At 66.6% G+C, this 26,441-nt stretch carries 20 protein-coding genes and 1 riboswitch; of the genes, 4 read left to right on the forward strand and 16 right to left on the reverse strand.

What is annotated here, in order from left to right; all coding sequences use genetic code 11:
* Window positions 1-144: 144 nt before the first annotated feature.
* The 6 genes from NV2_RS23200 to NV2_RS23225 form a co-directional block, all read right to left on the reverse strand.
* Window positions 145-348, reverse strand: a complete 204-nt coding sequence (locus tag NV2_RS23200) for a hypothetical protein (RefSeq protein WP_067878287.1) — start codon at window positions 346-348, stop codon at window positions 145-147.
* Window positions 349-1,092: 744 nt separating this feature from the next.
* Entirely contained in the window at window positions 1,093-1,839 is a 747-nt protein-coding gene (locus NV2_RS23205; protein WP_067878290.1) for a succinate dehydrogenase/fumarate reductase iron-sulfur subunit, read from the reverse strand.
* A gap of 2 nt (window positions 1,840-1,841) precedes the next feature.
* Window positions 1,842-3,782: a fumarate reductase/succinate dehydrogenase flavoprotein subunit gene (locus NV2_RS23210; protein ID WP_067878294.1), complete on the reverse strand. Its 1,941-nt coding sequence runs from the start codon at window positions 3,780-3,782 to the stop codon at window positions 1,842-1,844.
* A 48-nt stretch (window positions 3,783-3,830) separates the two neighbouring features.
* The gene (gene sdhC, locus NV2_RS23215; protein ID WP_067878297.1) at window positions 3,831-4,661 is read right to left on the reverse strand and encodes a succinate dehydrogenase subunit SdhC; all 831 of its coding nucleotides are present in this window, start codon (window positions 4,659-4,661) and stop codon (window positions 3,831-3,833) included.
* 306 nt (window positions 4,662-4,967) lie between these two features.
* Entirely contained in the window at window positions 4,968-5,258 is a 291-nt protein-coding gene (locus tag NV2_RS23220) for an Rv0250c family protein (RefSeq protein WP_067878300.1), read from the reverse strand.
* A gap of 542 nt (window positions 5,259-5,800) precedes the next feature.
* Window positions 5,801-6,985, reverse strand: a complete 1,185-nt coding sequence (locus tag NV2_RS23225) for an ATP-binding protein (protein WP_067878302.1) — start codon at window positions 6,983-6,985, stop codon at window positions 5,801-5,803.
* Between the two features lie 153 nt (window positions 6,986-7,138).
* Here NV2_RS23225 and NV2_RS23230 point away from each other — a divergent pair, with 153 nt between their 5' ends.
* From NV2_RS23230 to NV2_RS23240, 3 genes are all read left to right on the forward strand, one after another.
* Window positions 7,139-7,426, forward strand: a complete 288-nt coding sequence (locus tag NV2_RS23230; protein ID WP_067878303.1) for a hypothetical protein — start codon at window positions 7,139-7,141, stop codon at window positions 7,424-7,426.
* A 272-nt stretch (window positions 7,427-7,698) separates the two neighbouring features.
* Window positions 7,699-7,863, forward strand: a riboswitch (cyclic di-AMP (ydaO/yuaA leader).
* An 18-nt stretch (window positions 7,864-7,881) separates the two neighbouring features.
* Window positions 7,882-8,553 carry a C40 family peptidase gene (locus NV2_RS23235; RefSeq protein WP_245662746.1) on the forward strand — a complete coding sequence of 224 codons (672 nt, stop codon included), beginning with the start codon at window positions 7,882-7,884 and terminating at the stop codon, window positions 8,551-8,553.
* A 63-nt stretch (window positions 8,554-8,616) separates the two neighbouring features.
* The gene (locus NV2_RS23240; protein WP_067878309.1) at window positions 8,617-9,003 is read left to right on the forward strand and encodes an RNA-binding S4 domain-containing protein; all 387 of its coding nucleotides are present in this window, start codon (window positions 8,617-8,619) and stop codon (window positions 9,001-9,003) included.
* 15 nt (window positions 9,004-9,018) lie between these two features.
* On the opposite strand, the gene NV2_RS23245 is transcribed toward NV2_RS23240, so the two are convergent.
* The 4 genes from NV2_RS23245 to NV2_RS23260 form a co-directional block, all read right to left on the reverse strand.
* A complete protein-coding gene (locus tag NV2_RS23245) occupies window positions 9,019-10,710 on the reverse strand; it encodes a fatty acyl-AMP ligase (RefSeq protein ID WP_067878312.1) in 1,692 nt (563 codons plus the stop codon).
* A gap of 145 nt (window positions 10,711-10,855) precedes the next feature.
* On the reverse strand, window positions 10,856-15,826 hold the full coding sequence (locus NV2_RS23250; protein WP_067878314.1) for a type I polyketide synthase: 4,971 nt from the start codon (window positions 15,824-15,826) through the stop codon (window positions 10,856-10,858).
* On the reverse strand, window positions 15,823-16,068 hold the full coding sequence (locus NV2_RS23255) for an acyl carrier protein (RefSeq protein ID WP_067878317.1): 246 nt from the start codon (window positions 16,066-16,068) through the stop codon (window positions 15,823-15,825). The genes NV2_RS23250 and NV2_RS23255 overlap by 4 nt, the downstream gene beginning before the upstream one ends.
* Before the next feature lie 139 nt (window positions 16,069-16,207).
* Entirely contained in the window at window positions 16,208-17,179 is a 972-nt protein-coding gene (locus NV2_RS23260) for an NAD(P)H-dependent flavin oxidoreductase (RefSeq protein ID WP_174550625.1), read from the reverse strand.
* A gap of 380 nt (window positions 17,180-17,559) precedes the next feature.
* On the opposite strand from NV2_RS23260, the gene fadD5 reads away from it, so the two are divergent.
* Complete coding sequence (gene fadD5, locus NV2_RS23265) at window positions 17,560-19,125, forward strand: fatty-acid--CoA ligase FadD5 (RefSeq protein WP_067878319.1); 1,566 nt, start codon at window positions 17,560-17,562, stop codon at window positions 19,123-19,125.
* Window positions 19,126-19,221: 96 nt separating this feature from the next.
* On the opposite strand, the gene NV2_RS23270 is transcribed toward fadD5, so the two are convergent.
* The 6 genes from NV2_RS23270 to NV2_RS23295 form a co-directional block, all read right to left on the reverse strand.
* Window positions 19,222-21,594 (reverse strand): lysylphosphatidylglycerol synthase transmembrane domain-containing protein, encoded by a 2,373-nt coding sequence (locus tag NV2_RS23270; protein ID WP_067878322.1) that lies wholly within the window; start codon window positions 21,592-21,594, stop codon window positions 19,222-19,224.
* A 177-nt stretch (window positions 21,595-21,771) separates the two neighbouring features.
* Window positions 21,772-22,554: an SDR family NAD(P)-dependent oxidoreductase gene (locus NV2_RS23275; protein ID WP_067878324.1), complete on the reverse strand. Its 783-nt coding sequence runs from the start codon at window positions 22,552-22,554 to the stop codon at window positions 21,772-21,774.
* Window positions 22,541-23,314: a 2OG-Fe(II) oxygenase gene (locus tag NV2_RS23280; protein WP_067878327.1), complete on the reverse strand. Its 774-nt coding sequence runs from the start codon at window positions 23,312-23,314 to the stop codon at window positions 22,541-22,543. Before NV2_RS23280 ends, NV2_RS23275 begins: the two co-directional genes overlap by 14 nt.
* A 66-nt stretch (window positions 23,315-23,380) precedes the next feature.
* On the reverse strand, window positions 23,381-24,925 hold the full coding sequence (locus NV2_RS23285; RefSeq protein WP_067878330.1) for a phytoene desaturase family protein: 1,545 nt from the start codon (window positions 24,923-24,925) through the stop codon (window positions 23,381-23,383).
* A gap of 49 nt (window positions 24,926-24,974) precedes the next feature.
* Complete coding sequence (locus NV2_RS23290; RefSeq protein ID WP_067878333.1) at window positions 24,975-25,613, reverse strand: class I SAM-dependent DNA methyltransferase; 639 nt, start codon at window positions 25,611-25,613, stop codon at window positions 24,975-24,977.
* 136 nt (window positions 25,614-25,749) lie between these two features.
* Window positions 25,750-26,418 (reverse strand): class I SAM-dependent methyltransferase, encoded by a 669-nt coding sequence (locus NV2_RS23295; RefSeq protein WP_067878337.1) that lies wholly within the window; start codon window positions 26,416-26,418, stop codon window positions 25,750-25,752.
* Window positions 26,419-26,441 lie beyond the last annotated feature (23 nt).

Here is a 26,441-nt window from a genome sequence, read left to right on the forward strand (position 1 = left end):
CGTATCGCGTCGGGCCGGGGGTGCGGAGGGGCTGTGCCCGATGTGCGCCACGGCTTGCCGGACGCGGCCGCCCGGCCGGTAGATAAGTGGAGCCGCTGCGGGTCCGGTGGTGTGCGGCGTGCCGGGGGCCCGCCGGTAGGGCGGTCACGGGATGGCCCGATCGTCGAGTACGCAGCGGCCCTGTTCGACCAGCACCGCCCGGGCACGGCGCCGCACCACGCAGGTGTCGACGGTGCAGTCCAGGTGCAGTTGCATTGCGGCGTGGGCCTGTTCGGCGGTCATTACACCCGGATCGGAGCCGCACCGCAGCAGGCCGGCGACGGGTGTGTGCAGATTCGTCAGTTGCATACCGCCACCTCCGCCCGGTGCCGCGCCGGTGCCCGTGGTGGTACCGGTGGGCGGTGGTGACCGGCCGTGGTGCGGCCGGTCGGTGTGGACGAAAGGTCGCTGGTTACCAACGACGACCCGATGACATGAACAGCCATGACTCCTCGTTCCTGCATGCGATACCCGACAGTGCCCGGCGAGCCGTCGTCGGGGCCCCGCTGCGAGCACACTCTCAGCATCCATCAGATCGGTGCTGCGTGGGGCAGATTCACCGATCTGATCGAAAATCGGCGAATCCACAGCGTCGAAACACCTTGTGGGAAGGGTGTTCTGCCGGTGCGTGCCGACACGCCCCGGCGTGTCTCGGTGTACGGCGTGCCGGGTCTCCGGAGCGGGATGCGACTCGGCGTCTCGCGCCGTGTTTTTCGGGCTGCTTTTGTGGCAGATCACGAAACCGCACCCGTTTCGCAACGAACATATGTTTACCGACAGTACGGGCGGGTAATCAGAACGATGTGGATCGCGGCGTGAGAAGTACCTCTCCTCGATACCGCAAACTGCTTCCGGGCGACTGGGTCGAGCGGCTCATCGTAGGTTTGCTGTTCGCGGTATCGGCAGCCGGGGTGTACATACTGACCGGAGCCCTACTATCATCTGTGCTGGTAGGAGTACTGGTTGCAGTTGTCGCCCTCGGTGTCGTGACAATGCTGTAGCCGGTCGGCGAACCGACCGGCTACGGATTTGTTTCTCTTCATTCCCTACTTTTCAGCGGCGGAACAATTTATTACCCAGCCAAACAACGGGGTCGTATTTCCGATCCGCTACTCGTTCCTTCATCGGAATGAGCGCATTATCGGTGATCTTGATATTTTCCGGGCAGACCTCGGTGCAGCATTTTGTGATATTGCAGTAGCCGAGCCCGAACTCGTCCTGCGCCATGTCGCGTCGATCGGCCGCATCGAGGGGATGCATCTCCAGTTCGGCCACTCGCATCAGGAACCGCGGTCCGGCGAATGCGTTCTTGTTGTCCTCGTGGTCGCGCACCACGTGACAGACGTCCTGGCACAGGAAGCACTCGATGCACTTGCGGAACTCCTGGGAACGCTCCACATCGCGCTGCTGCATGCGGTATTCGCCCGGTTTGAGGTCCGCGGGTGGGGTGAAAGACGGTATCTCCCGGGCCTTCTGGTAGTTGAACGACACATCGGTGACCAGGTCGCGGATGACCGGGAAGGTGCGCATCGGTGTGACCGTCACCACTTCATCGGTGGTGAAGGTCGACATCCGGGTCATACACATCAGGCGCGGACGCCCGTTGACCTCTGCCGAGCACGAGCCGCATTTGCCCGCCTTGCAGTTCCAGCGCACCGCGAGATCCGGTGCCTGCGTGGCTTGCAGACGATGGATGATGTCGAGGACCACTTCGCCCTCGTTCACCTCGACCGTGAAATCCTGCAGTTCGCCCGAGTGGTCGTCACCGCGCCAGACGCGGAAGTGGGCATCATAACCCATTGCTACTCATCCCCTTTCGCGGATGATTCGGCGGCCGCGGGATGAGCGGCGATTTCCGCCGGGGTGTAATACTTCTCCAGCTCGCCCACCTCGAACAGGGCGAGCAGATCCTCACGCATCGGCTTCTGATCCTCCGAGGTGACCACCACCGGGGGGACCGACCTGTCGGTGCCGTCGGGGGCGGTGCGGCATACCAGCAGTCGGTTCCGCCACTCCGCATCCATCTTCGGATGATCGTCGCGGGTGTGACCGCCGCGGCTCTCGGTGCGTTGCAGCGCGGCCTGGGCCACACATTCGCTGACGAGGAGCATGTTGCGCATATCGATGGCCAGATGCCAGCCCGGATTGAACTGCCGATGCCCCTCGACGACGACGCTGTCGTAGCGTTCCCGCAGTTCCCGCAGCCGGACCAGAGCCTGTTCGAGCTCGTGTTCTTTACGAATGATCCCGACCAGGTCGTTCATGGTCTGCTGCAGATCGGTGTGCAGTGTGTACGGATTCTCACCGGTCCCCTCGGCCGGTGGATCGAACGGGGCCAGCGCGGTTTTCGACGCTGTCGAGATATCGGCATCCGATACCGCCGGGCGCTGTGGCAGCTGCTCCACGTAGGTTGCCGCGCCCAATCCGGCTCGCCGGCCGAAGACCAGCAGATCCGACAGGGAGTTACCACCCAGGCGGTTGGATCCGTGCATGCCGCCGGAGCATTCGCCGGCGGCGAACAGTCCGGGCACCGTGGCTGCGCCGGTGTCGGGATCGACCTCGATCCCACCCATGACGTAGTGGCAGGTCGGGCCCACCTCCATCGGTTCGGCGGTGATATCCACATCCGCCAGTTCCTTGAACTGGTGATGCATCGACGGCAACCGGCGCAGGATCTCCGCCTTCGGCAGCCGGGAGGCGATATCGAGGTAGACGCCACCGTGTTCGGTACCGCGGCCGGCCTTGACCTCCTCGTTGATGGCCCGAGCCACTTCGTCGCGCGGTAGCAGGTCCGGGGTGCGGCGGGCGGAATCGTTGTCCCGCAACCACTGATCGGCCTCATCCTCTGTCTCGGCGTACTGGCCCTTGAACACCGCGGGGATGTAGTCGAACATGAAGCGCTTGCCCTCGGTGTTCTTGAGCACCCCGCCGTCACCACGCACGCCCTCGGTGACGAGAATGCCCTTCACACTGGGCGGCCAGACCATCCCTGTCGGATGGAACTGCAGAAATTCCATGTTGATCAGTGATGCGCCCGCGCGCAGCGCCAGCGCATGCCCGTCGCCGGTGTACTCCCACGAATTCGAGGTCACCTTGTAGGACTTGCCCACACCACCGGTGGCGAGGACGACCGCCGGCGACTCGAACAGCACGAACCGCCCGGATTCGCGCCAGTACCCGAAAGCACCGGCGATGGCGTTGCCGTCCTTCAGCAGATCGGTGATCGTGCATTCCGCGAACACCTTGATCCGGGCTTCGTAGTCACCGGATTCGGCGTAATCCTCCTGCTGCAGCGAGACGATCTTCTGCTGCATCGTGCGGATCAGCTCCAGCCCGGTGCGGTCACCCACATGTGCCAGGCGCGGATAGGTATGTCCACCGAAGTTGCGCTGGCTGATCCGTCCGTCCGGAGTCCGGTCGAACAGCGCACCATAGGTTTCCAGCTCCCAAACGCGATCGGGAGCTTCCTGCGCATGCAGTTCGGCCATGCGCCAGTTGTTGAGGAATTTGCCGCCCCGCATGGTGTCGCGGAAATGGGTCTGCCAGCTGTCCTTTTCATTGGCGTTTCCCATCGACGCGGCGCATCCGCCCTCGGCCATGACGGTATGTGCCTTGCCGAACAGCGATTTGCACACCACCGCCACCGACAAACCGTGTTCGCGGGCCTCGATCACCGCACGCAGCCCGGCGCCACCGGCACCGATCACGACGACGTCGTACTTGTGCCGTTCGACTTCCACCATGAAACGAATACTCCCGAGAGACTGAGAAATTGGGTGAGGGCCTGCGTGTCAGCCGATGAATCGCGGATCGGAGATGGTGCCGCTGGCGACCAGCATGATGTAGAAATCGGTGATCGCGAGGGTGGCGAGTGTGGTCCACGCCAGCTGCATGTGCCGGGTGTTCAGCTTCGATACCTGCGTCCACATCCAGTAGCGGACCGGATGTGCGGAGAAGTGCTTGAGCCGGCCGCCGGTGATGTGCCGGCAGGAATGGCAGGACACCGTATACGCCCAGAGCAGTAGGACGTTCACGACCAGCACGATGTTGCCCAGACCGAATCCGAACCCGCCGTCGGCACCGTGGAAGGCGACGATCGCGTCATAGGTGTTGACCAGCGAAACGATGACCGCGATGTAGAAGAAGTAGCGGTGCACGTTCTGGATGATCAACGGAAGTTTGGTCTCGCCGGTGTATTTCGCATGCGGTTCGGCGACCGCACATGCGGGCGGCGAGAGCCAGAACGCGCGATAGTAGGCCTTGCGGTAGTAGTAGCAGGTCAATCGGAACAGCAGGAGGAACGGCAACACCAGGAAACCGAGCGGAATCCACATCGGCAGATCGCCGACCCAGTGCCCGAAGTGGCTCGAACCTTCGACACACGAGGTACTCACGCACGGTGAGTAGAACGGCGTCAGATAGTGATAGTCGTCGACCCAATATGCGGTGCGCACAAAGGCCCTGATGGTTGCGTAGATGATGAATGCGGCCAGCCCGATCACCGTGACAAGTGGTGGGACCCACCAGGTGTCGGTTCGAAGCGTGCGCGTCGAAATTGCCGCGCGGCCTTTGCTGAAAACTCCCGTGCCCTGCTCGGGGGCGCGTGTCGGTGCTGCGCTCACTGCAAGCTGCCTCGCTGGTCTACCCCGTGGTACGTCATCGTTCCTCCGGCGTCGAATGTGATGCTGAGCACCATACGACAAGGGGGCTATGACTCGAGGGGTGTCCCGCCAAGATCGTCTGCAGCGGCGACCTATGATTTGCGCCACATTTCGGTGCCGTTCCTGCGGCGGCATACGGGGTGAATGACGAGCTACTTCGGACCTTCTTCGCGAATCACCGCGCTGAGGACCGCACAACGGCAGCGCCACCGGGACGGCTGGGAGCCGATCGGGGCGGCGCTGTTTTGCCGGTGAATACGGGGTTACTTACTTGGTGCGTGGGCGTGAGTGAAAACCCAGGCCCTCGTCCTGTGCGCCCATCCACGCTGCTTCGTCGGACTTGCTGTCCGGCACGTAGATGACCTCCTGCTGCCGCTTGGCGCCGACCTCGGGAGGGGGTGTGTGCTCGAACTCGTCGGCATCGATGGCGAGCCGGTCGAGATCGTTCTCCAGCCGGCGGATCGAGTTGGCGTCTCCGTAGTGAGAGCGCAACGTGCCGACGCAATGCCGGAGCTGTCCGACCGCGTAGCGCAGTTCTTCGATCTCGCTGCGTGTCATCGAAACCTCCTACCTCCGGGCCGACCACGCCGTCGACGACCTGTCGCTGGACAAGATCAAACGTGTGATGGACCGCACATCGTGATCTACAACACATTACGTGATCATTTGTCTTTCGGCACGTCGCAGGTGGAAAAAGGTTCCTCACCGGGAGTGCTTCGGCCCGGTCCGCCGACTGCTGCGCGGGCTGTGCGGATGTCGCGCCGAGGTGGTGGCGTGAGCGAACCGGGACGGGCGGGGACCGGCTGCGGAGGGGCCCGGCCGGGAGTGTGGTCGCGTGGAGTATCGGATTTATACAAAGTTCTAGCAATTGGTCTAGATATAGATAGAAATTCCGATCGTCAGGCATCCATCGAAGAGATACGCCGTTGGCGTCGGCATCTCGGCGCCTGCTGTAGCTCGCGGGCCTGCGGTGATCCGCTCGTCGGGGCTGTGTGCATCGCTTCGATCGAGAAATCTGGATGCATCGAGTGCTGGTGCTAGATACCGCTAGATTTCTGTCGAGACCGTGGGGGCTCCGGCGGTACTTCGGTGTCGAAGCCCTACTGCACGCTCCGTAGATACCGGCCGAAGTGCGGCACGGTGAATCCGATCGTGCCGCGTTCGGCGGAGTAGATCAGCCCCTTCTTGATCAGGCCGTCCCGCGCCGGTGAGAGCGAGGCCGGCTTGCGGCCCAGTTCCTTGGCGACCGAGGCGGTGGGGACCGGTCCGTCGTCACCGGCCAGGTCTGCCATTGCGCGCATGTACTCCCGCTCGGCGGGCGTAGCTCGTTCGTAGCGAGACCCGAAGAATCCGACTGCCAGCTCATCCTCGGCCGCCGGTGCCGCCAGTTCGACATCCTCGGGCACGATCGGGCTCCCCGCCGCGACGTCCCAGGTCGCCTTGCCGTAGGCCTGGACGAAATAGGGGTAACCATCTGCCTTGTCGTACAACGCTTTCAGGGCTTCCTCGGTGAACTCCACTCCTTCGCGTTCGGCCGGTGCGAGCAGCGCGTGGTCCGCGGCATCGCGATCCAACCGGTCGATGCGGTGATAGCTGAACAGTCGCTCCGAGTAACTTTTGGAGGCCGAGAGTACGGCAGGCAGGTGGGGCAGACCGGCTCCGACCACGATCAGAGGCAATGTCTCCTGGCTCAATTCGTGGCAGGCGCCGCAGATGGCCGAGACATCGGCCGGGCCCAGATCCTGCATTTCGTCGATGAATACGGCGATGCCGATCCCGATGTCGCCGGCCAGCTGCCCGGCCTCCAGCAACAGCTCCACCAGATCGATCTCGATATCGCCCGAATCCGCGCGACCGGTCAGTGCGGGCACGTCGATGCCGGGCTGCCATCGATCACGCATCCCCTTGTCGGCGGTAGCGCGTAGCGCGAAGGCCTTGAGAATCCCCAGGAAATCGTCGACCATCTCCGGATTGCGGTGTGCCACGGCGATCTGGCGTACAGCCATGTGCAGCGCCGAGGCCAGCGGCCGGCGCAGCTCTTGATCGGGGCGGGCCTCCAGCTTGCCGGTACCCCAGCCCCGGGTGCGTGCGGTGGAACGAAGCTGATTGAGCAGCACCGTCTTTCCGACGCCGCGCAGCCCGGTGAGCATCACACTGCGTTCGGGGCGGCCCCGGGAAATGCGTTCGAGCACGATATCGAAGGCGTCGAGCTGCTTGTCGCGCCCGGCGAGTTCGGGTGGGCGCTGCCCCGCGCCCGGGGCATACGGATTACGCACGGGGTCCATGCCCTCACACCGTAGCCCGTTGTCTGCGAAATCTGGGGATATATACGAGATGTCCTAGACAGGCCTATCCAACCGAATGGAACGATATCGACCTGGTGGCGCACGCGACCTACGCTGATGAGGTTCCGGGTCTGAAATGTCCGTAGGAGGGTTATGTCCGCCGGTTCGGGAGATCGTGATTCCGGGGATTCGATGAATCCCACCGTGGCCGAGGTGGTCGGAGCCTGGGAGTTACCTGCCGAGGCGACCGTCGCGGTGCAGATCCGAGACGGAATCCTGCAGGCCATCGGCCAGGGGTACGACGACCCACAGCTGGTGGCCGACCTTGCGGTCGGTCCGCTGGTGATCGCGCTGGGCCGGCTGGAAGTCGAACTGACCGAGGCTCATCGGCGGATCGCGAATCTGGAGCGAGTGGTGCTCGATACCGGCGAATCGGACTAGTTGGTCCTCGGTCCCCGCCGTCGCGCACGGTTCCGCTGGATTCCGGCCGATGTAACGGGCTGCGGATTCGTTTCGATAACAAGGCTGAACCACGGATACCGAACCGTGATCTGCCCTGGCAGACGCGATGTGCGGGCCGGTAATCGAGGTTATTCCGGGCTGTCCGGCGACACGCCGAAATGCTCGCCATGCCGTGGGGTGGACAACACGTCTCAGCCGTCGTAATCTCTTCGTGACTTCGCGGAGTATGTCGCTTCAATAGGGAGTGGCCCGCTTGGTCACCGCCTAATCAGCAATCGAGTGGGCAGCTCGGTCGCTGAACCGGGGACCCAGGTATCTGGGGTGAATCCTCTTCGGTCGCAAGGTCGATGGGGTAGGACCGATCTTCCCGGTCCGAACCCGTCAGCTAACCCGGTCGGCGCGTGGGCAAAGGAAGAAACAGGAGACTTAGCTCGGTGGGTAAACACAGTCTGCAACGGGAATCTCGGCTGCCGAATTCCGTCAAGGGCGCGCTGGTCTGCGGCGCGGTAGCGGCCACAACCGGTGCGATGCCGGCGATTCCGGCGTTGGCATCGACCATCAACGTTCCGGGATTCGGCGACATCGACGTGCCGCTCGGCCCGCAGTTCGATCAGCAGGTCAGCCAGGCGAACCAGGCGCTCGCCGATCACGCTCAGGAGATCGAGGGCTTCCAGCAGTCGCTGAATGCACCCGGTCAGCCCGGGCCGGGCCTTCCCGGTGCCGCGCAGAACCCGATGTCCGGAATGTTCACCCACCACGACACCGCCGGTGATGTCGCGCTCAACGCGGCCTCCAGCAAGATCGGTGCCGACTACGTCTGGGGCGCATCCGGGCCGGCCAACTTCGACTGCTCCGGTCTGGTGCAGTGGGCCTACAAGCAGGCCGGTGTCGAACTGCCGCGCACCAGCTTCGAACAGTCGCACGTCGGCAAGCCGGTAGCCTTCCAGGAACTGATGCCCGGCGACCTCGTCATTCAGAACGGCGGCGGCCACGTGGCCATGTACGCCGGAGATGGCAAGATTCTGCAGGCGCCGCAGTCGGGTGAGACCGTCAGCTACGCGCATCTGGATCCCGATTCGGTCGTCACCGCGCGCCGCGTCGCCTGAGTCGTTCACGCTTCACAGCACGGCCCGGCGGGTGACCGACCGGGCCTAGTGTGAGGAGCGAAACTGGAACAGGCACAACCAGCAACAGCTCGGGTCGATTCCTGGGTCTGGGCTGTTCGGCTGTTCAAGACACGGTCCGCCGCGGCCACCGCATGTCGCGGAGGCCATGTGCGCGTGAACGGCACTGCCGTCAAACCTGCGCATCAGGTCAAGCCTGGTGACGAGGTACGAGTGCGCAATGCCGGAATCGAGCGAATCGTCGTCGTCGTCCGCTTGGTCGTGAAGCGCGTGGGTGCCTCGATCGCCACTCAGTGCTATATCGACAAGAGCCCGGCGCCACCCCCACCGGAGATCGCCGCTGCCATGCCCCGGCGCGATCGAGGTACCGGGCGACCTACCAAACGTGAACGGCGCGAGACGGACCGGCTACTCGGCCGGGACTCGTCCTGAGCCTCGAGTTCGACCTCATCCGATATTCCGACCCCGGCGGGAGCCCACTCCGCCGGGGTCGAAATATCCGGCGTGGTAGTGCGTGCGGCATTCGCCGCGCCGCACCTTTCCGCTCGAGGTCTTCGGGATGGTGCCACGCGACACCGTGAGGACTCGCGGTGTGATGCCGTGGATGTCGGCGATCGCGGCCCGGACGCGACGGGCGACCGCGGTGGTGTCGACCGTGGTGCTGCCTACTTCCGCGACGATCACCACCTCCTCACGCTCGCCCGAGTCGGTGCCGAATGCGGCGATGTGCTCGGTGCGTAGTTCCGCCGCCGAATTCGCTGCGGTCGCCTCGATATCGGCCGGGAAGTGATTGCGGCCGTCGATGATGATCGTGTCGTGCATCCGTCCGGCGATGAACAACCCGCCGTTGTGCACGAATCCGAGGTCTCCGGTCCGCAGCCAGGTGCCCGGCGTGCCGGCCAGGAGCGCGCCGAAAGTGGCCGCGGTGCGCTCGTCCTGCCCCGAGTATCCGCCGGCGACGTTGGGCCCCTGCACCCATATCTCCCCGACCGAGCCGTCCTCGAGTGGTATGTCCCGTGCCGGATCGACGATACGGACGGCCTGGCCGACCGGCAGGCCGCAGTCCACCAGACAACTACCGTCGGATGGGGACGGCGCGACCGCCGCGCGGCCCCGGGTCAAGGCCGCCCGATCGAATTCGACGGCGACCGGTGCCGCGTCCACTGCGGAGATCGTCACCGGCAAGGTCGCCTCTGCCAGACCGTAACCCGGGGTGTGCGCGCGATGGTCGAAACCGTGCGGGGCGAAGGCATCGGTGAACGCAGCCAGGGTGGCCGGGCGAATCGGTTCCGCACCGTTGAGCAATACTTCGAGTGCAGACAGGTCGAGATCGTCGCGTTCGGTCGCGGTGGTTGCCGACACTGCGAGGGTGAGACCGAAATTCGGACTGGCCGTGATACCCGCGCCGTAGTCGCTGCAAGCACGTAACCATCGAATCGGCCGCTTCGCGAACTCCGCTGCGGACAACGTGACCGAATGCACGCCGGTGTAGAGCGGCAACGACAGCGCGAAGACCAGCCCCATATCGTGAAAATAGGGCAGCCAATTCACCATCGGCCGGCGGGTGGCCACCGTCAGCGCACCGCGCAACTGGTCCAGCGCCGCACCCAGATTCTCGTGCGAGATGTCCACGCCGGCAGGCGATGTGGTCGAACCCGAGGTGTACTGCAGGTATGCCGGTGCGGTGCCGGTCCGGTCGAGCAACACGTTCTCGCACCGGCCGTGCACGTCGACCGGAAGATAGTCGAGCATCGACAACCACTGCGCGTCCGGGATGTCCGCGCCGGCCGAGACCAAGCCCAGTCGTGGCCGCGCATCGTCCAGCACAGCCCGCAGGCGTTCGCTGTTGCGCCGCGCCGAGACCGGAAACAGTGGTACGGCAGTGCGGGCACTGTAGAGACAGGCAAGGAATGCGATGACGTAGTCCAAGCCGTGCTCACAGAAGATCGCCACCCGGTCGCCGGGCGCGGTGCGCTCCCGCAGCGCCTGTGCGAGATCGCCGGTGGCGCTGTGCAGTTCCGCGTAGGTCAGTGTCGCCGCGGTGCACCGGCCGGCCGGATAGGACAGGGCGGTGCAGGCCGCAGCGTCCGGGTCGAGCACCGCACGATCGGCAACCGCGGCCGCCAGAGGATTCATCATCGCTGCTCCTGTTTCCGGCGGGACACCTGCACCCGGTCGCACCGATGGCCCCGCTATGCGATTGTCGGTCATCGCTGCTGCTGAGTCTTGCGGGACACCCGCACCCGGTCGCATCGATGCCCCGCTGCGCGATTGTCGGTCATCGCTACTCCTGTGGGGCAACCCGTATGGTCAGCGCTGCCGTCAGTGCGCCCACCGAGGGGTTTTCGAACAGTTCGGCGGTTGCGATGCGGATTCCGAGGCGGCTCTCCAGGCGGCGGCGCAGATCGATGGCCAGCAGTGACGACAACTCCAATGCGGCGAAATCCGCCTCCGGGTCGATGGATTCGGCGGGACGGCCGAGAGTGCTCGCCACGGTCGCCCGAATGATCCGGTGCAGGTCGGCCCCGGGTGGTTCGGGGGCTGTGACGGGAGTGCCGGACCGCCGGTCCGGTGATGCGGGCGTCAGTGATGTTCGCAGTCGCTGCGCGACCGCCGACGGGTCGTCGGTGGGCGTGTAGTCGAGTGCGAGCACGACCGGACGCGGCCGGTCGGCGATCGCCGACAGCACGGCCATACCGCGCGCGACGTCGAACGGTGTCACCCCGGCGGCGCGCAGATGCGTCGCATCCCCGGCAGCGCGTGCCAGTCCGGAATCCCAGCTGCCCCAGGCGATGCTGCACACCACACGGTCACCATGAGCGCGAGCGACGGCATCCAGTGCGGCGTTGGCGGCACTGTAGCCGGCCTGTCCCGGGGCACCGAACAGGCCGGTGGCCGAGGAGAACAGCAGGGCGAAGTCGAGGGGGTCCGCGGTCGTCGAGTCGAGCAGCGACTGCGCGGCGTCGACCTTCGACGCGAACTGTTCGGCGAGCAGTTCCGGTGTGACGGACTCGAATTCGGCATCGTGCAGCACGCCGGCCGCGTGTACCAGGCCGCGTATGGTGGACCCGCAGGCGCGGATATCGCCCAGTGCGTTGGCGAGGTCGGCACGGTCGGCGACATCGCAGCGCACCACCACGACGCGGTCTTCGGCGCCGTCGAGCAGCGGGGGCAGCGAACGTGGCGTGCGCGTGAGTACCACGACATCGTGTGCACCCCGGTCGAGAAGCCAGCGCACCGCGGCGGCACCCAGTGCGCCCAGCCCGCCGGTGACGACGTAGGTGCCCTCCGCCGAGATCGGGATGGTTGCCGGTTCGCCGCCGAGCGGACGGAAATGACGAGTGTGCAGGACGGAATTCTCGATCAGGACCTCGCCGGGCCCGGTGGGGTCGAGTACCAGATCCCGGATCGTCCCGGCCCCGGTGCCATCGGACCAGATCAGCCGGGTAGGGCGCCCCGACTCCAGTTGCAGGGTGCGGACCAGGCCGGCCACCGAGGACTGCGTCACCGAATCCCGGTCGCGCAGCACCACGGTCACCGACGTGGTGGCCGGTGCCGACACCACCTGCTGCAGGATGGTCAGTCCGGGCGTGGCCGCCGCGCCGGTGCCGGAGTAGAGCTCGGCACCCGAATCGGGCCACACCAGCACGATCGCGGTGTCGGTGGTTCCGGTGCCGGCGGCCGCGAGCACGGCGGCGGCCGCGCCGGGCTCGCGAGCCACTCGCTGCGCCGGGAGATGGCGGTCGAGCTCCCGAGTGATCGCGGTGGCCAGTGCCGATTCCCCCACCACGAAGGTGCGGGTGGCCGCGGCAGAACGTGGCCCGGGCACATGTTCGGAGGGCGCCCAGTGTTCCTCGCGGAGCATCGACGCCGCCCATCCGGCGTCGGTGGCGACGGTGGGGTCGTAGCCGGGTGCACGGCGCGTTCGCGGCCCGGATCGGTCCCGGTCCGGTACGGTGCCGGCCGAGCTCGGCCCGAAACCGGAGGAGGTATCGGCGCATCGGATGCGGATGCCCAGCAGTGCCACTGCCGGGGCATCGTGCTGATCCAACGCGATCACATCGCACCACAACTCGTCGGGCGAGTGTTCCCGGACGAAGGCATGCGCCTCGGTGAGCAGGAGCCTGCGGGCGTCGGAAATCCATACCGAGCCGATCCCGACCGGTAGCGGAAGACGGTCCGCTTCCAGCACCCCGCGGGCCGCGGCGGCGACGAGCTGTAAGCATCCGTCGAGTGCACCGGTGGTGACCGGGATGGAATCGAAGGTGCCCACGGCGGCATGCTCGCCGGCCCGAATCCGGGTCAGTGGGCGGAAGCCGGGACCGTATTCGAGTCCGCGCGCACGCATGCCCGCATAGAACGTGCCCGGTTCGACGGTTTCGGTTGCCGTGTTGCGGGCGCGATGGTCGTCGACCTGGCGCATCCAGGCGAGGATTTCGGCGGGGGTGGCGGCTGGAGCGGTACGCGCGGTTGCGACGGTGAGCGGTCCCAGCACCACGCGCAGCTCGGCCCCGATGTGCAAGCCGATCGACGGCAGGTCGGAGATATCGGTGCGTTCGTGCACCTCGAAATCGGTCAGCCGGACCGGACCGGATGCCGCGGCCAGGAGTCGGCGCACCCAGTACACGGCCGGGACCGTGGGAACGCCGGCCACGACGTGATCGTCGAGATTCTCGACGGCAGGCTCGGCGGCCGTCCTGGTGAGCAGTGGAAAAGACCTTTTGCGCCACCGACGTTCGTGAACACGCCGAGTCATGGGGCCCTGTGCCGACCAGTCGACCCGGCGCCCGCGAACATACATCTCGCCCACCAGGCGAAGCAGTGCCTCGGCTTCCCCGGTGCGATCGCCGGCGGGAAAGACCGCATCGGCCAGTTGCGCGTGCTCGCGGACCGCGGGCGCGAGCACCGGATGCGGTGAGATCTCCACCACCGCGGTGTATCCCCGTGCCAGTGCGGACTCCATCGCGGCATCCAATTCGACGGTGTCGCAGAGGTTGTCGACCCAGTAGGCGGTATTCATCGAGTCACTGTCGATGACGGTGCCCGCACGGGTCGCGGAGAACACCGGCAGGCGTGGTGTGCGCGCCGTGAGCGGGCGCAGGTCCTGAATGAACTCGGTGACCAGCCCGCGGACCTGTGGACTGTGGCCGGCGAAGTCGACCGGTACCGGGCGCACGTAGTACTTGCGTCGCCGGGCGCGGCGGATCAAGGTGTCCATATAGCGGGTGCTGCCCGAGACGACCACGGCGCGAGGCCCGTTCACCGCCGCCACCGCCACTTCGGCCCGCAGCGGTTCGACCAGCTGCCGGGCCTGTTCCGGGGTGGCCTCGAGCAGTGCCATGGTGCCCCGGCCGGCCAACCGGCTCAGCAGGCGCGACCGTACGGTGACCAGGCGGGCGGCGTCGTCGAGGGTGAGTGCCCCGGCGACCACGGCCGCGGCGATTTCACCCAGGCTGTGCCCGGCCACCGCATCGGGTTCGATACCCCACACCGCCAGCAATCGGGCCAGAGCCACCTGGTGGACGAACAGGGCCGGCTGGACCGATTCGGTGGCCGTGACGTCGGCGAAGCCGTGCCGTGGTGTCCACACCCGCGGTCCCCCGGCGGCGGCGACCGCATCGGTGGCCTCGGCCAGTGCCTGCGCGAATTCCGGATATCGCGCCGCCAGTTCGCGGCCCATCCGCGCGTGCTGCCCGCCCTGCCCGGAGAACAGGAACAACACCCGGCCCCGGCGGCGGGTACCGACGCCGAGTACTGCGGGGCTGGGGTGTTGTCCACCCGTGGCGACGGCGCGCAGCGCGGTGGCGGCCTGCTGCGGATCGTGTGCGAGCACGGCGCCGCGCACCGGCTGGGGCAGGCACCGTCCGGCGGCGGCCAGGTCCGACAGGGACAGCTGTCGCTCGGTCAGCGCGCTCGCCCACCGGTCGGCGGTGTCGCGTAGTTCCGATTCGTCCCGCCCGGTCAAGCCGATCAGGACCGGTGGACGATGCTCCCGAGGTGCGGGTGGTGCGGAGCGCACGACCACATGCGCATTGGTGCCACCGAACCCGAACGAACTGATCCCCGCGGTACGACTCGAGCCCGGTTCGTCCGCCCACACCACCGGTTCCGCCGGGACCCGGAGCCCGCGTTCGCCCAGTCGCAGCATCGGGTTGGCGCGCTGGAAATTGATGGTGGGGGCGATCATTCCGTGATGCAGTGACAATGCGACCTTCGTCAGGCCGGTCACCCCTGCTGCCGCTTCCAGATGGCCGATATTCGATTTGATCGAGCCGATGTACGGTTTCACCGCGCCGGACCCGGTGCCCAGTACCGCCGCGAGCGCCTCGATTTCGACGGCGTCGCCGACGGGTGTGCCGGTGCCGTGGCATTCGAAGTAGCCCGCAGACCCGATATCCAGGTCGGCGCGTTGCCAGGCGGTGCGGATCACCTGTTGCTGGGCTCGGCCGCTGGGGGCGTAGAGGCCGTTGGAACGGCCGTCCGAACCTACTGCGGCGCCGAGAATTTCGGCATAGCTCCGGTTGCCTTCGCGCAGGGCGTCGGCGGTGCGCTGCAGGATCAGCACGGTGGCGCCGTCACCGCGGACATAGCCGTCGGCGTCGGCGTCGAACGGTTTGCATCTGCCGTCCGGGGCGAGGAAGCCGCCGTCGTCGAGATAGCGCGAGGTATGCGGCAGCAGCGCCAGATTCACGCCACCGACGATGGCCAACGGGACGGATTCGTCGGCCAGCAACCGCAGCGCGAGATCCACTGCGGCCAGCGACGAGGAACAGGCGCTGTCGAGAACCACGCTGGGACCGTGCAGGTCCAGGGAGTACGACACCCGGTTGGCGATGATGCTCAGTGCCGATCCGGTGACGGCGTAGGGTGCGTCCTGCCCGCCACCACCCAGCACGACCGCGCCATGGTCGAATCCGCAGGCGCCGAACAACACCGCGGTGTTCGAACCGCCCAGGCGGTAGCCGATACCGGCGTCGTCGATCGCCTCGACGGCCACTTCCAGGGCCAGCCGCTGTTGCGGATCCATGAGTGCCGCTTCACGATCGGAGATCGAGAACCAGTCGTTGTCGAACTCGGCCACCGCGGGGAGATAGCCGCCGCGTGCGGTGCCCTCCCGGCCGGGCGGCGGGGCACCGATGCCGTCGTTCCCCGCGACCAGTAGCTCCCACAGTCGATCGGGCCCGCTCGCGCCGGGCACCCGGCAGCCGATGCCGATGATCGAGATCGGTGGCGTGCGGTCTCCGGACGCTGTCATCGCACCTCGAGATAGTCGACGAGCTGTTCGATGTCGGGGTGGTCGTAGAGCTCGGTCAGCGAGATATCCACGCCCAGGGCATCTTCCAGCACCGCGGTGAGCCGGGCAAGTTGCACCGACGACAGGCCGAGATCGGAGAAGGGCACGGTGGTCGACACGGTGTCCGGTGCGCTGCCCAGCAGTTCGGCGACAGCGTGCACCGCCGCCTCCACCATGGTGTCGATCCGCTTGCGCTGCACCATCGAACTGTCCTCCCCGCGTCGGCACCGCCCGCACGAGGGGCAGGGTTCTCCGGCAATTATGCCGAGTCCGGGAGGCTCGGTGAAGAGGCGACCGGCAGCGGACCTTCTTCAACGACCGCGGGTCGACATATTTCGGGGATCAGGCGACCATCGAGCCGAGCCGCGAATTGATCAGTGTCTCTGCCTCGTTCACGATGCGCGAGATCAGCTCGCCGCAGCTGGGGATGTCGTCGATCAGCCCCTGAACCTGTCCGGCCGACCAGATGCCGGCGTCCAGATCGCCCTCGTCGAAGACCCGTCGCCCGCGCGCACCGGCGACCAGATCCTTGACGTCCTCGAAAACGCCACCGGCGGCCTCGATCTCGACGACCTTGCGGCTGATCTCGTTGTTCGCCACACGGGCGGTGTTGTTCATGGTGCGGAAGATCAGCTGGGTGTCGCGCTCGGTGTGCGCGACGATCTGCTCCTTCACCTTCTGATGGATCTGCGACTCCTGGGTGCACAGGAAGCGGGTGCCCATGTTGACCCCGTCCGCGCCCAGCGCCAGCGCGGCGACCAGGCCGCGGGCGTCGGCGAAGCCGCCGGAGGCGATGACCGGGATGTCGAGCACCTTGGTGGCCGCCGGGATCAGGACCAGGCCCGGAACGTCGTCCTCACCGGGATGTCCCGCGCATTCGAAGCCGTCGATGCTGACGCCGTCGACGCCGATCTTCTGTGCCTTGACGGCGTGGCGGACGCTGGTGCACTTGTGCAGCACCTTGATTCCCGCCGCCTTGTAGTGCGGCAGGAAGGGCTCCGGGTTGCTGCCGGCGGTCTCGACGATCTTCACGCCGGACTCGATGATCGCCTGGGCGTACTCCTCGTACGGCGGCGGGTTGATCGAGGGCAGGATCGTCACGTTCACACCGAACGGCTTGTCGGTGAGCTCGCGGGTGCGTTCGATCTCGCGCCGCAGATCATCGGGCGTGGGCTGGGTGAGCGCGGTGATGAAGCCGAGTCCACCCGCGTTGGCGACGGCCGCCACCAGCTGGGCCCGGCCGACGTGCATCATGCCACCCTGCACGATCGGATGTTCGATCCCGAATGTCTCGGTGAATCTGGTGCGCAACATCTGTTGTCCTCCTGCCCGCGGTACGACTCGGTAGCGGTGACAGACCCCCGCTTCCTCGGGTGACCGGGCCCGCGGGCGGGCCAGGCATGCCCGGTTGTGGTCGATAGTGACATGCCGGTACCACCCGAGACAACAGGATGTGAGCGGGAGTTTGCTTCGTATCGGAAAGTATCCGGAGCGGCTTCGAGAGGCACATGCACTAGAAACTGCCTGGCAGTGGGCTCTCTTGTCGGAATAATGTCGACCGGTTGGTGAACGGTGATTCTCGTGTGTAACCCTTGTCACGGCAAAAAGTTAGTTGCTATTCTCGCAGTTGGCAGCCGTCGCCGCCGCCGGGCAGTTCGGCGGGCGAGTTACGACGGGTCGAGAGGAGTTCCTGCATGACCACCGGTGTCCAGACCGACGAGCCGATCCGGTCGCGTCGCAATCACTGGAACAACCAGATCGCCACGCACGCGCAGACACGTCCGGATGCGGTGGCGATCCGATTCCGCGGTCAGGACACCACCTGGAAGCAGCTGCACGAGCGGTCGCTGAAATTTGCCGACGGTCTGGCCCGTCGCGGTGTCGGATTCGGCGACCGCGTGCTGATCCTGGCGCTCAACTACACCGAATATCTCGAGGCCGTCTTCGGGATCAATGCCCTCGGCGCGATCGCGGTGCCGATCAACTTCCGGCTCACGCCGCCCGAAGTCGCCTACATCGTGGCCGATTCCGGCGCCTCCGCGGTCGTCACCGATTCGCTGCTGCAGCCGCTGGCCACCGGTGTGATGGCGCAGAGTGAACAGCTGCAGACCTGTGTCGTGATCAACGGCACCACCGGTGAGGGTGTGATCGGTTACGACGACTTCCTCGCGGAGGAGGGGGAAGCGCATGTACCGCTGGATATTCCGGAGGACACGCCGTCGCTGATCATGTACACCTCGGGCACCACGGGGAGCCCGAAAGGGGCGGTCCTGTCGTACGCGAATCTCAATTCCCAGGCGCTGACCTGCATTCGGGCGATGAACTCCACTCCCGACAGCATCGGCTTCTGCACCTCCCCGCTGTTCCACATCGCCGGCTTGGGCAGCCTGGCGCCGGCATTCCTGCTCGGCTCGAAGACCGTGCTGCATCCCCTGGGCGCTTTCGACGCCACCGAATTCCTCGATGCCATCGAGGCCGAACAGGCCACCACCGCGTTCTGTGTACCGGCGCAGTGGCAGCTGATCTGCGAGGAACCGACCGTCAAGCAGCGCAAACTGGCGCTCGAGGTGCTGAGCTGGGGCGCCGCGCCGGCCTCGGAGACGGTCTTGCGGGCGATGGACGAATGTTTCCCGGACGCACAGAATGTCGCCGTCTTCGGTCAGACCGAGATGTCGCCGATCACCTGTGTCCTGGAGGGCCGGGACGCGCTGCGCAAACTCGGCTCGGTCGGTAAGCCGATTCCGACCATCCAGACCCGCGTCGTCGACGACGAGATGAACGATGTGGCGCCGGGTGAGATCGGCGAGATCATCTACCGCGGCCCCACCATGATGGCCGGCTACTGGAACAAGCCCGAAGCCACCGCGGAAGCATTCGCCGGCGGCTGGTTCCACTCCGGTGATCTGGTCCGCCAGGACGAGGAGGGTTTCGTCTGGGTCGTGGATCGCAAGAAGGACATGATCATCTCCGGTGGCGAGAACATCTACTGTGCCGAAGTGGAGAACGTGCTGTTCGCGCATCCGAAGATTCACGAGGCCGCCGTGGTCGGCCGCAACCACGAGAAGTGGGGCGAGGTGCCGGTGGCCGTCGTCGCGCTGCTCGAAGGCGAAACACTCACCCTGGAGGAGCTGGGCACATTCCTCAACGACAATCTCGCGCGCTACAAGCATCCGAAGGAGCTGGTGATCGTTGCGGAGCTGCCCCGTAACGCCAGCGGCAAGGTCGTGAAGGTGCAACTGCGTAAGGACTACGCAGGCTGAGTCCGGCCGGGTGCAGGCATCGCCTGCCGAGGGGTCGTGCAATGGGCTGTGCGGGGCGTCGCCCGGCGGCCCATTGCCGTATCCGGACCCGTGCCCTCAGATCAGATCGCGTTTGGTGAGCCACTGCATCAGCGGCCAGCCACAGAACACCGGTAGCCAGCAGGTGAGGACGCGGTACAACAGCACCGCGGGAACACCGATTCCGGCCGGCACGCCGAAAGCCGCCAGACCACCGATCAGCGCGGCCTCCACGGCACCGACCCCGCCGGGGGTGGGTGCGGCCGAGGCGAGCGTCCCGCCGATCATGGTCACCACGGTGACCGTCACGAATGTGGCCGTGCCGCCGAACGCCTCGATGCCGGCCCACAGTGCCCCGGCCGCGCCGAGGGTGGTTGCCGCACAGCCGCCGACGATCATCAGCAGCCGCGTCGGTTGATGCGCCAGGGTGCGCAGCTCCGAGACCACCTCGGCCAGCTGTGGACGGACCTCGTTGCGCAGCCAGCGCCGCACCGTCGGCACGAACATGGCCACGCCGATCGCACCGAGCAGTCCACCGGCGAGCAGATACAGCACGGTCGCGCTGGGCACGAAATGGGAGAGATTGGCCGAGACCCCGGCCGCCACACTGAAGAAGATCAACAGCACCACATGGGTGATCACCTGCACTGCCTGCTGCAGCGCCACCGCGGCGGTCGCCTTGACCGTGCCCAGCCCGCTCTTCTGCAGGAACCGCACGCTCAACGCGAGCCCACCCACCCCGGCGGGTGTGGTGGTCGCGGCGAAGGTGTTGGCCACCTGCATCCCGAGCATATTGCGGAAATTGATCGACTCCCCGGCGCATCCCCACAGCGCCATCGCGGCACCCAGATAGGTGGACGCCGAGATCGCCAGGCCCAGCAGTGCCCACCACCAGTTGGCAGTGCGCAGCTCGGTGAAGAAGGTCGGCACCTGGCTGATGTACGGATACGCCACGTAGACCAGGCCGATCAGCAGCACCAGCTGGATGATCTGGTTGCGCGAGTACCGGGTGATGCGCGCCTTCTCGATGCGTTCCTCGTCGGTCTGCTCGAGTACCTGTTCGCGCAGCGCCTTCATCAGATTCCCGGAATCGGGAACCGATTTCCGGATGTGGTTGCCCAGGCCGGTCTTGGTGATCCGCCGAGAGGCGTCGACCACGGACTCCGCGCCGAGGGCTTGTATCGCGGTGCGGACCGCCGGTTCGGGGCCGAACAGGGCGCTCGCGGTGAGCAGCAGCTGTGCGATATCGGAGGAGAAGCGCGAATCGTAGGCGCCGAATTCCGCGGACATGAAACCGCCGAACAGCACCCGGCCGTCGGCGATGCGGATCTCCCCGGCCCGCAGATCGCCGTGCGAGATCTGGGAGCGGTGCATGCTCTGCAGCGACCGCCACACATTGGCCAGCACCACTTCGCTGTCGGTGGCCGCCAGCGGCCTGCCCCGTGGCGCGGTGTGCGCGTAGAGCATCCACCCGCGGCTCAGCTCGGCGACGGTCAGCGGTTTGTTGCTCGCCAGGCCCAGATCGCTGATCGCGATCCCCATCAGCGCCCGATGTTCGACCGCACGCCGCATCGATGCGAAGGCCGGCGTGCGTTCACTACTGCGAAAGGCGAGCCAGCGCCGGAGCTGGCGCAACGCACCCGAACTGCGTTGATTCTGCCCGTACAGCTCTACCACCAGTTGCCGGTGCGGTCCGGTGTCGGCGGTCAGCAACAGTGGTCCCGGACCGCCCGGGCGCAGCACGGTGAAGCCGGTGACCGTGTATCCGCGGCCCGCCAGCACGCGCACGGCCGCATCCAGGGGCACCTCCAGCGCGGGGGTGCCGACTACGAGCACGATCACCGCACCCACCAGCCAGCCCACCGCCAGTCCGAGCATGGCCCGCGAGGGCACCACCAGGCTGACGAAAAGATGCAGCGGGACGAACGCGCCGAGCAACGCCCACCACCAGCGGCGCCAGGCGACCTGCAGCCACGGCCCGGCCACGGTCAGCCCGGCGGCGAGCATGCCGATCCAGCGCGGATCGTCGAGGAATTGCGACAGGAACGTCTCGAGCTGGCCGGGGACGGTCAGATGCCAGCGTGGTGCCGAAATCCCGGTCTCGGTGATCGAGAGCAGTAGTACCGCGATCAGGCCGGCGGCGAGGTAGCCACCCAGCAGTTTCCATTGCCAGCGGAAGATCAGGCGTACCAGGATCGCGAACGGCAGGGCCAGGATTGCGATGCCGTAGATCAGGTAGACCAGATTCGACTGTTCGGGGGTGAGGAAGCCGACGATATCGGAGGCCGATCGCTCCAGCGCCTCCCAGCGGGAGCGGGTGATCAGCGATCCCGCTACTACCAGCGCCACGAGCAGCGCGGACAGCACCACGCGAATGATATCGCTGGTCCGCCGGACCCGCGGCTGCAGCAGACTGCCGGAGACGGGAATCTCCCGCCCGTCTACTCGCATGTCTATCGGAACTTTCGGATCGAGGGAGCTGCTTCGGTCCCTGGTTCGGCTCGGGTGTGAGTATGCAGGAGCCGGTTCGGACGCCGACCGGCAACACGCCGTTCCGAGGGTTTCCCCAGGTAGCAGGCATGAGCTCAGGGCCGAGCCACTGCCGGGGCGTCGAGCGCGAGTCGCCGACTACGAACCGGACAGCGCCGCCGGCTGGTCGGGAAGACCGACCGGTTCGGTATCGCCGATGCCGAATACGCCGCCGGTCATGGTGCCGGTATCGAGTTCGGCGATCGCGGCCGCCACCAGTTCGGTCGGCACCCGGGCAGGGAAGGAGTCAGGAGCGACGGCATTGGCCCGCACCCCGAATTCGGCGAACTCGTTCGCGATATGCCTGGTCAGATGGTCCAGCGCGGCCTTCGATGCCGCGTAGATCGCTTGCCCGCCGGGGTAGACCCGCGAGCCGGACAGGCTCGATATATTGACGATATTGCGGTTACGCAGCCGGTTCTCCGTACCGGCATGCAGCCAGCTGCGCTGCGCGAGCCGGGTGGCCAGCCGCAGCGGTACCTCTACATTCAGCGCGAGCTGCGGCGCCAGCGCGTCGAGCGCTCGGTCGCCGTCCACGAGTCCGTTCGGATGCAGATCCAGTGCGGCGGCATTGTTGACCAACAGGTCCACCGACCCGTACTTGGCCAGCGTCAGCTCCACCACCCGCTCCACCTCCTCCGGCCGGCTCAGATCGGCGCGGATGACGAAGATGCGGGAGTCGTTCTCCGGAACCGGGGTCCACGGCTCCAGCGGATCGATGAACCACTCCTCCTGCGACGGCACTGCCGGAACCCGGTTGCGGCACACCGCCACGATGTCGTAGTTGGTGTAGTACGCGCGGCAGAAGGCGTCGCCGAGCCGTCCGCCGGCGCCGGTCAGTAGGCAGACGCGCCGCGGCGCGCCGGTCTCACCAGTGGACAATGCGGTCTCCTCCCCAACGCTGTACCGCCTCCTGCTTCGGCCGGTGCAGCCACATCACCACACAGTTGCGAGCGGCGGTGTTGTTGCCCAGGAAGGTGTGCCAGGAGCGCGGCGTGCATTCGAACACGATCATCGAGTTGTTCAGCGGTGGCACCGTCACCGCCGGTACCGGTGTGGTGGCAGCGAGATCGGCGAACAGGCCGGTTTCACCGCCGTCGCCGGCCTTCCACTCGTCGTTGGCCAGGTAGTACAGCACCGCGACCGCGCGAACCAGCTCGCGGGCCGGGGTTCCGGCACTGCGAGCGCCGGTCTTCAGATCGATACCGGCGCCGGGCAACCCCACCGTGCCCGGGGCCGGCGCCGGAGCCGGGAAGTACGCGGGGGTCAGATCGTGATGTGGCCAGCCGCGTGGACTTCCGGCCTCGTGGTGATGGAGCGACCCCTCCACGTCGCCGGTTCCCGGGACGCCCGCAACTCGTTCGATCAGGTCGTGCCAGGCCCGCGACAGGAATACCTCCAACGGTCCGTTGCGGACCTTGGTCAAGGCCACCCCGGACGCGCTGTAGCCGTCCGCGACGGGTGTGAGCACCGCGGGTTGCGCGGTACGCACCCGCTCGAATTCCGCGACGAGCCGCTGATGGAACTCCTCGACGAACACGTCTCGTACGTAGACGTGCGGAAAGGGACGAGTTCGCCGGACCCAGCGGCGGTGTGCGAGCAGATCGGTGAACCACCGCGGCAGCGGTGCCTCGGACAACATATGAGCTCCCTCCCGGTTCAACACAATCGATCCTATTGTGTCGCCCGGTCGGCGCCGAGTGCGTGGTCAGCGGTCGACCGACTCGAGTACCGCCATCGCCGCATTGTGACCACCGATACCGCTCACGCCGCCGGCACGCACGGCGCCGGCGCCGCACAGCAGAATATTGGGGTGTGCGGTACCCACGCCCCAGCGTCCGGCGGGACCGTCGTCCTCGGGTGACCGGTACGGGAACGTCAAGTCCCGGTGGAAGATATGGCCGCGCGGCAGCCCCAGCTCGGATTCGAGCTCGACCGGGGTTTTCGCTTCCAGACACGGACTGCCGTGTTCATCGTGGGCCAAGCAGTTCCGGATCGGTTCGGCCAGCACGGCGTCGAGTTGGTTCAGCGTGGACTCGAGGAGCTGCGCACGTGCTGTGGAGCTGTCGAAAAGCCGTGCGGGAGTGTGCAGGCCGAACAGCGTGAGGGTGTGCAGTCCGGTGTCTGCGGCCGCGCCGAGAATCGACGGGTCGGTCAGGGTGTGGCAGTAGATTTCCGAGGGCGGGGCGGTGGGCAGCCGGCCGCTGTCGGCTTCGCGATAGGCCCGCTCCAGTTGCCCGTAGCCTTCGGCGATGTGGAAGGTCCCGGAGAACGCCGCGGCCGGATCGAGTCCGGAACGCAGCTGCGGCAGCCGGTTCAACAGCATATTCACCTTGAGCTGGCTGCCCTCGGGCATCGGGGGCGCCGGTGCACCGAGCAGTCGCGCCAGTGTCGACGGCGCGGCGTTCACGAGGACATGGCGGGCGTCCACCACGGCCGCGGCATCCTCGATATCGAAACGAACCTGTGCGGTGTGCCCGTCGGTGTCGATCGCCGTCACCGTGCAGCCGGTGCGCAACCGGGCGCCGGCGCCACGTGCGCTGTCGGCGAGCGCATCGGTCAGCGCTCCCATCCCCCCGACCGGCACGTTCCACTCCCCCGATCCACCGCCGATCACGTGGTAGAGGAAGCAGCGATTCTGCCGCAGTTCCGGATCGTGTGCGTGGGTGAAGGTGCCGATCAGGGCATCGGTCAGGACTATCCCGCGCACGGTGTCGTCGGCGAAGCGCGCCTCGATGGTTTCCCCGAGGGGACGTTCGAACAGCACCTCCCACGCATCGGAATCGCCGAGGATTCGTTGCAGCTGCGCGCGAGACGGTAGCGGTTCGAGCATGGTGGGGAAGATGCGTGCTGCGGCTCGTCCGGTCAGCTCGTAGAACTGTTGCCAGGCAGCATGATCGGAATCCGATCCGGTCACCTCCCGGAAGCTCGCACCGGTCCGTGCGGCATCGGCGGTATCGATCAGCAATCCGGTATCGCCCACGGGGGTGTAGGACGAGATGCGCCGCGGCAGCGTCCGGAAGCGCAGCTCCAGATCCCGGACGATCTGGTCCGGCAGCAGACTCACCAGGTACGAGTAGCGCGATACGCGGGCCTCGAACCCCGGAAATATCCGTTCGGAGACGGCCGCACCGCCGGTATGGTGCTGTCGCTCCAGCACCTGTACCGACAACCCGGCGCGGGCCAGATAGGCGGCCGCCACCAACCCGTTGTGACCGCCGCCGACGATGACGACATCGTAGAAGTCGCGCATCAGCCCTGAATACCACGATTGCGGGTCGATGTGCTCGTTCGTCGTGTATCTACACCCGGCGCGCCAGCAGATAGCCGTGCCGGCACCGCTCGTCCGCGGCCGGCTCGCGCACCATCCGCGTGATCGGTGCGAAGCCGTGCGGGCGCAGCAGCTCCATGAGGCGGCTCGGTGACCACCGGGTCACCGGGGCGACCTTGTGGTCGTAGGGCTGCAAATCGAAACCCTCGTCGGCTGCCTGGAAACCCAACAGCAGCAGTCCCTCCGGGCGAACCGCGCGGGCGAATTCGGCGAAAACATCCGGCAGCTGCTCCGGCGGCATATGAATGATGCTGTACCAGGCCACGATTGCCGCCAGCTCGCCGTCCGCAACGGTCAGCTGCTCCATGGGCGCCCGGTCGAACCGGAGCTGCGGATGGACCTGCTCGGCCATGCGGATCATCTCGGCCGAGGCGTCGATCCCGAATACGTTCAAGCCCAGACTGTCCAGATGACCGGTGACCCGCCCGGGACCGCAGCCGAGGTCCGCGACCGGACCGTCCGGACCATCCCTGGTCAGCAGTTCCGCGAATACGGCGAGCATCGCACGGTCCCAGTGCAGATCGTCCATCGCGTTGCGGAACATATCGGTATACAGCTCGGCTACTTCGTCATAGGCGGCGGCCACGGCATCGGTATTCGCTGTATTCACCCGCCCAGGCTAGTTCGGCTCGGGCTGCACCGGAGCGGATCTGCCGCCGGACGGGCGGCGAGGACGCAGCTCCCCCGGGGGCCGGTGGCCACCCGGGATTGCGTTGCGCTGTCCCGCCGCTCGCAGTGCCCCCACCTCAGCGCCCGCTCGGCACCTTCCGTGCACGGAACACGCTGTCCTGCATGGTGGTCGAGAAGCCGTCCGATCGGGTGGCGGTCCGGGTGCGCCGGTCGGCGAGCTGAACCTCCCAGTGCGACGAATCCAGGCTTGCGGCGATCTGCTCCGCCGTGACCTGCGTATGAGCCGATTCGGTATGGGCGCCGGAGTGCTCGTCGCCGGGGGCGTGGCCGACGATCAACAGGGACCCACCCGGTGCCACCGCGGCGGCCAGCCGCTCGAACAGGGCATCGTTGGATTCCGCCGGATGGACATAGCACGCGCACACCAGGTCGAACCGTTCGGTGCCCGCGTCCCACTGTGTCAGATCCGCAGTGGCCCAGTCGATTCTGCTCGCGACCTCGGTGCCCGCCTGCTGTGCGCCCGCCCGCCCTCGCTTCACGGCCGCGGCGGCGATATCCACCGCTGTGACCTGCCAGCCCTGCTCGGCGAGCCATATCGCGGTCGCTCCCTCACCGCAGCCGGCGTCCAATGCGGTGCCCGGAGGTAGCGCGGCGGCCTGCTCGACGACATACGGGTTGGCGTTACTTTCGGACGCCGAATGCCCGGTGCCGTAACGGTGTTCCCAGTACCGCTGATCGAACTCGGTGCCTTCGGCGTGCGCGTGGTGCTCGTGGTTGTCGCTCATCTCTGCTCCTCGGGCTCCGGTTG

Origin of the sequence: Nocardia vermiculata NBRC 100427 (genome assembly GCF_001613265.1) — a bacterium.
Lineage (GTDB): Bacteria > Actinomycetota > Actinomycetes > Mycobacteriales > Mycobacteriaceae > Nocardia > Nocardia vermiculata.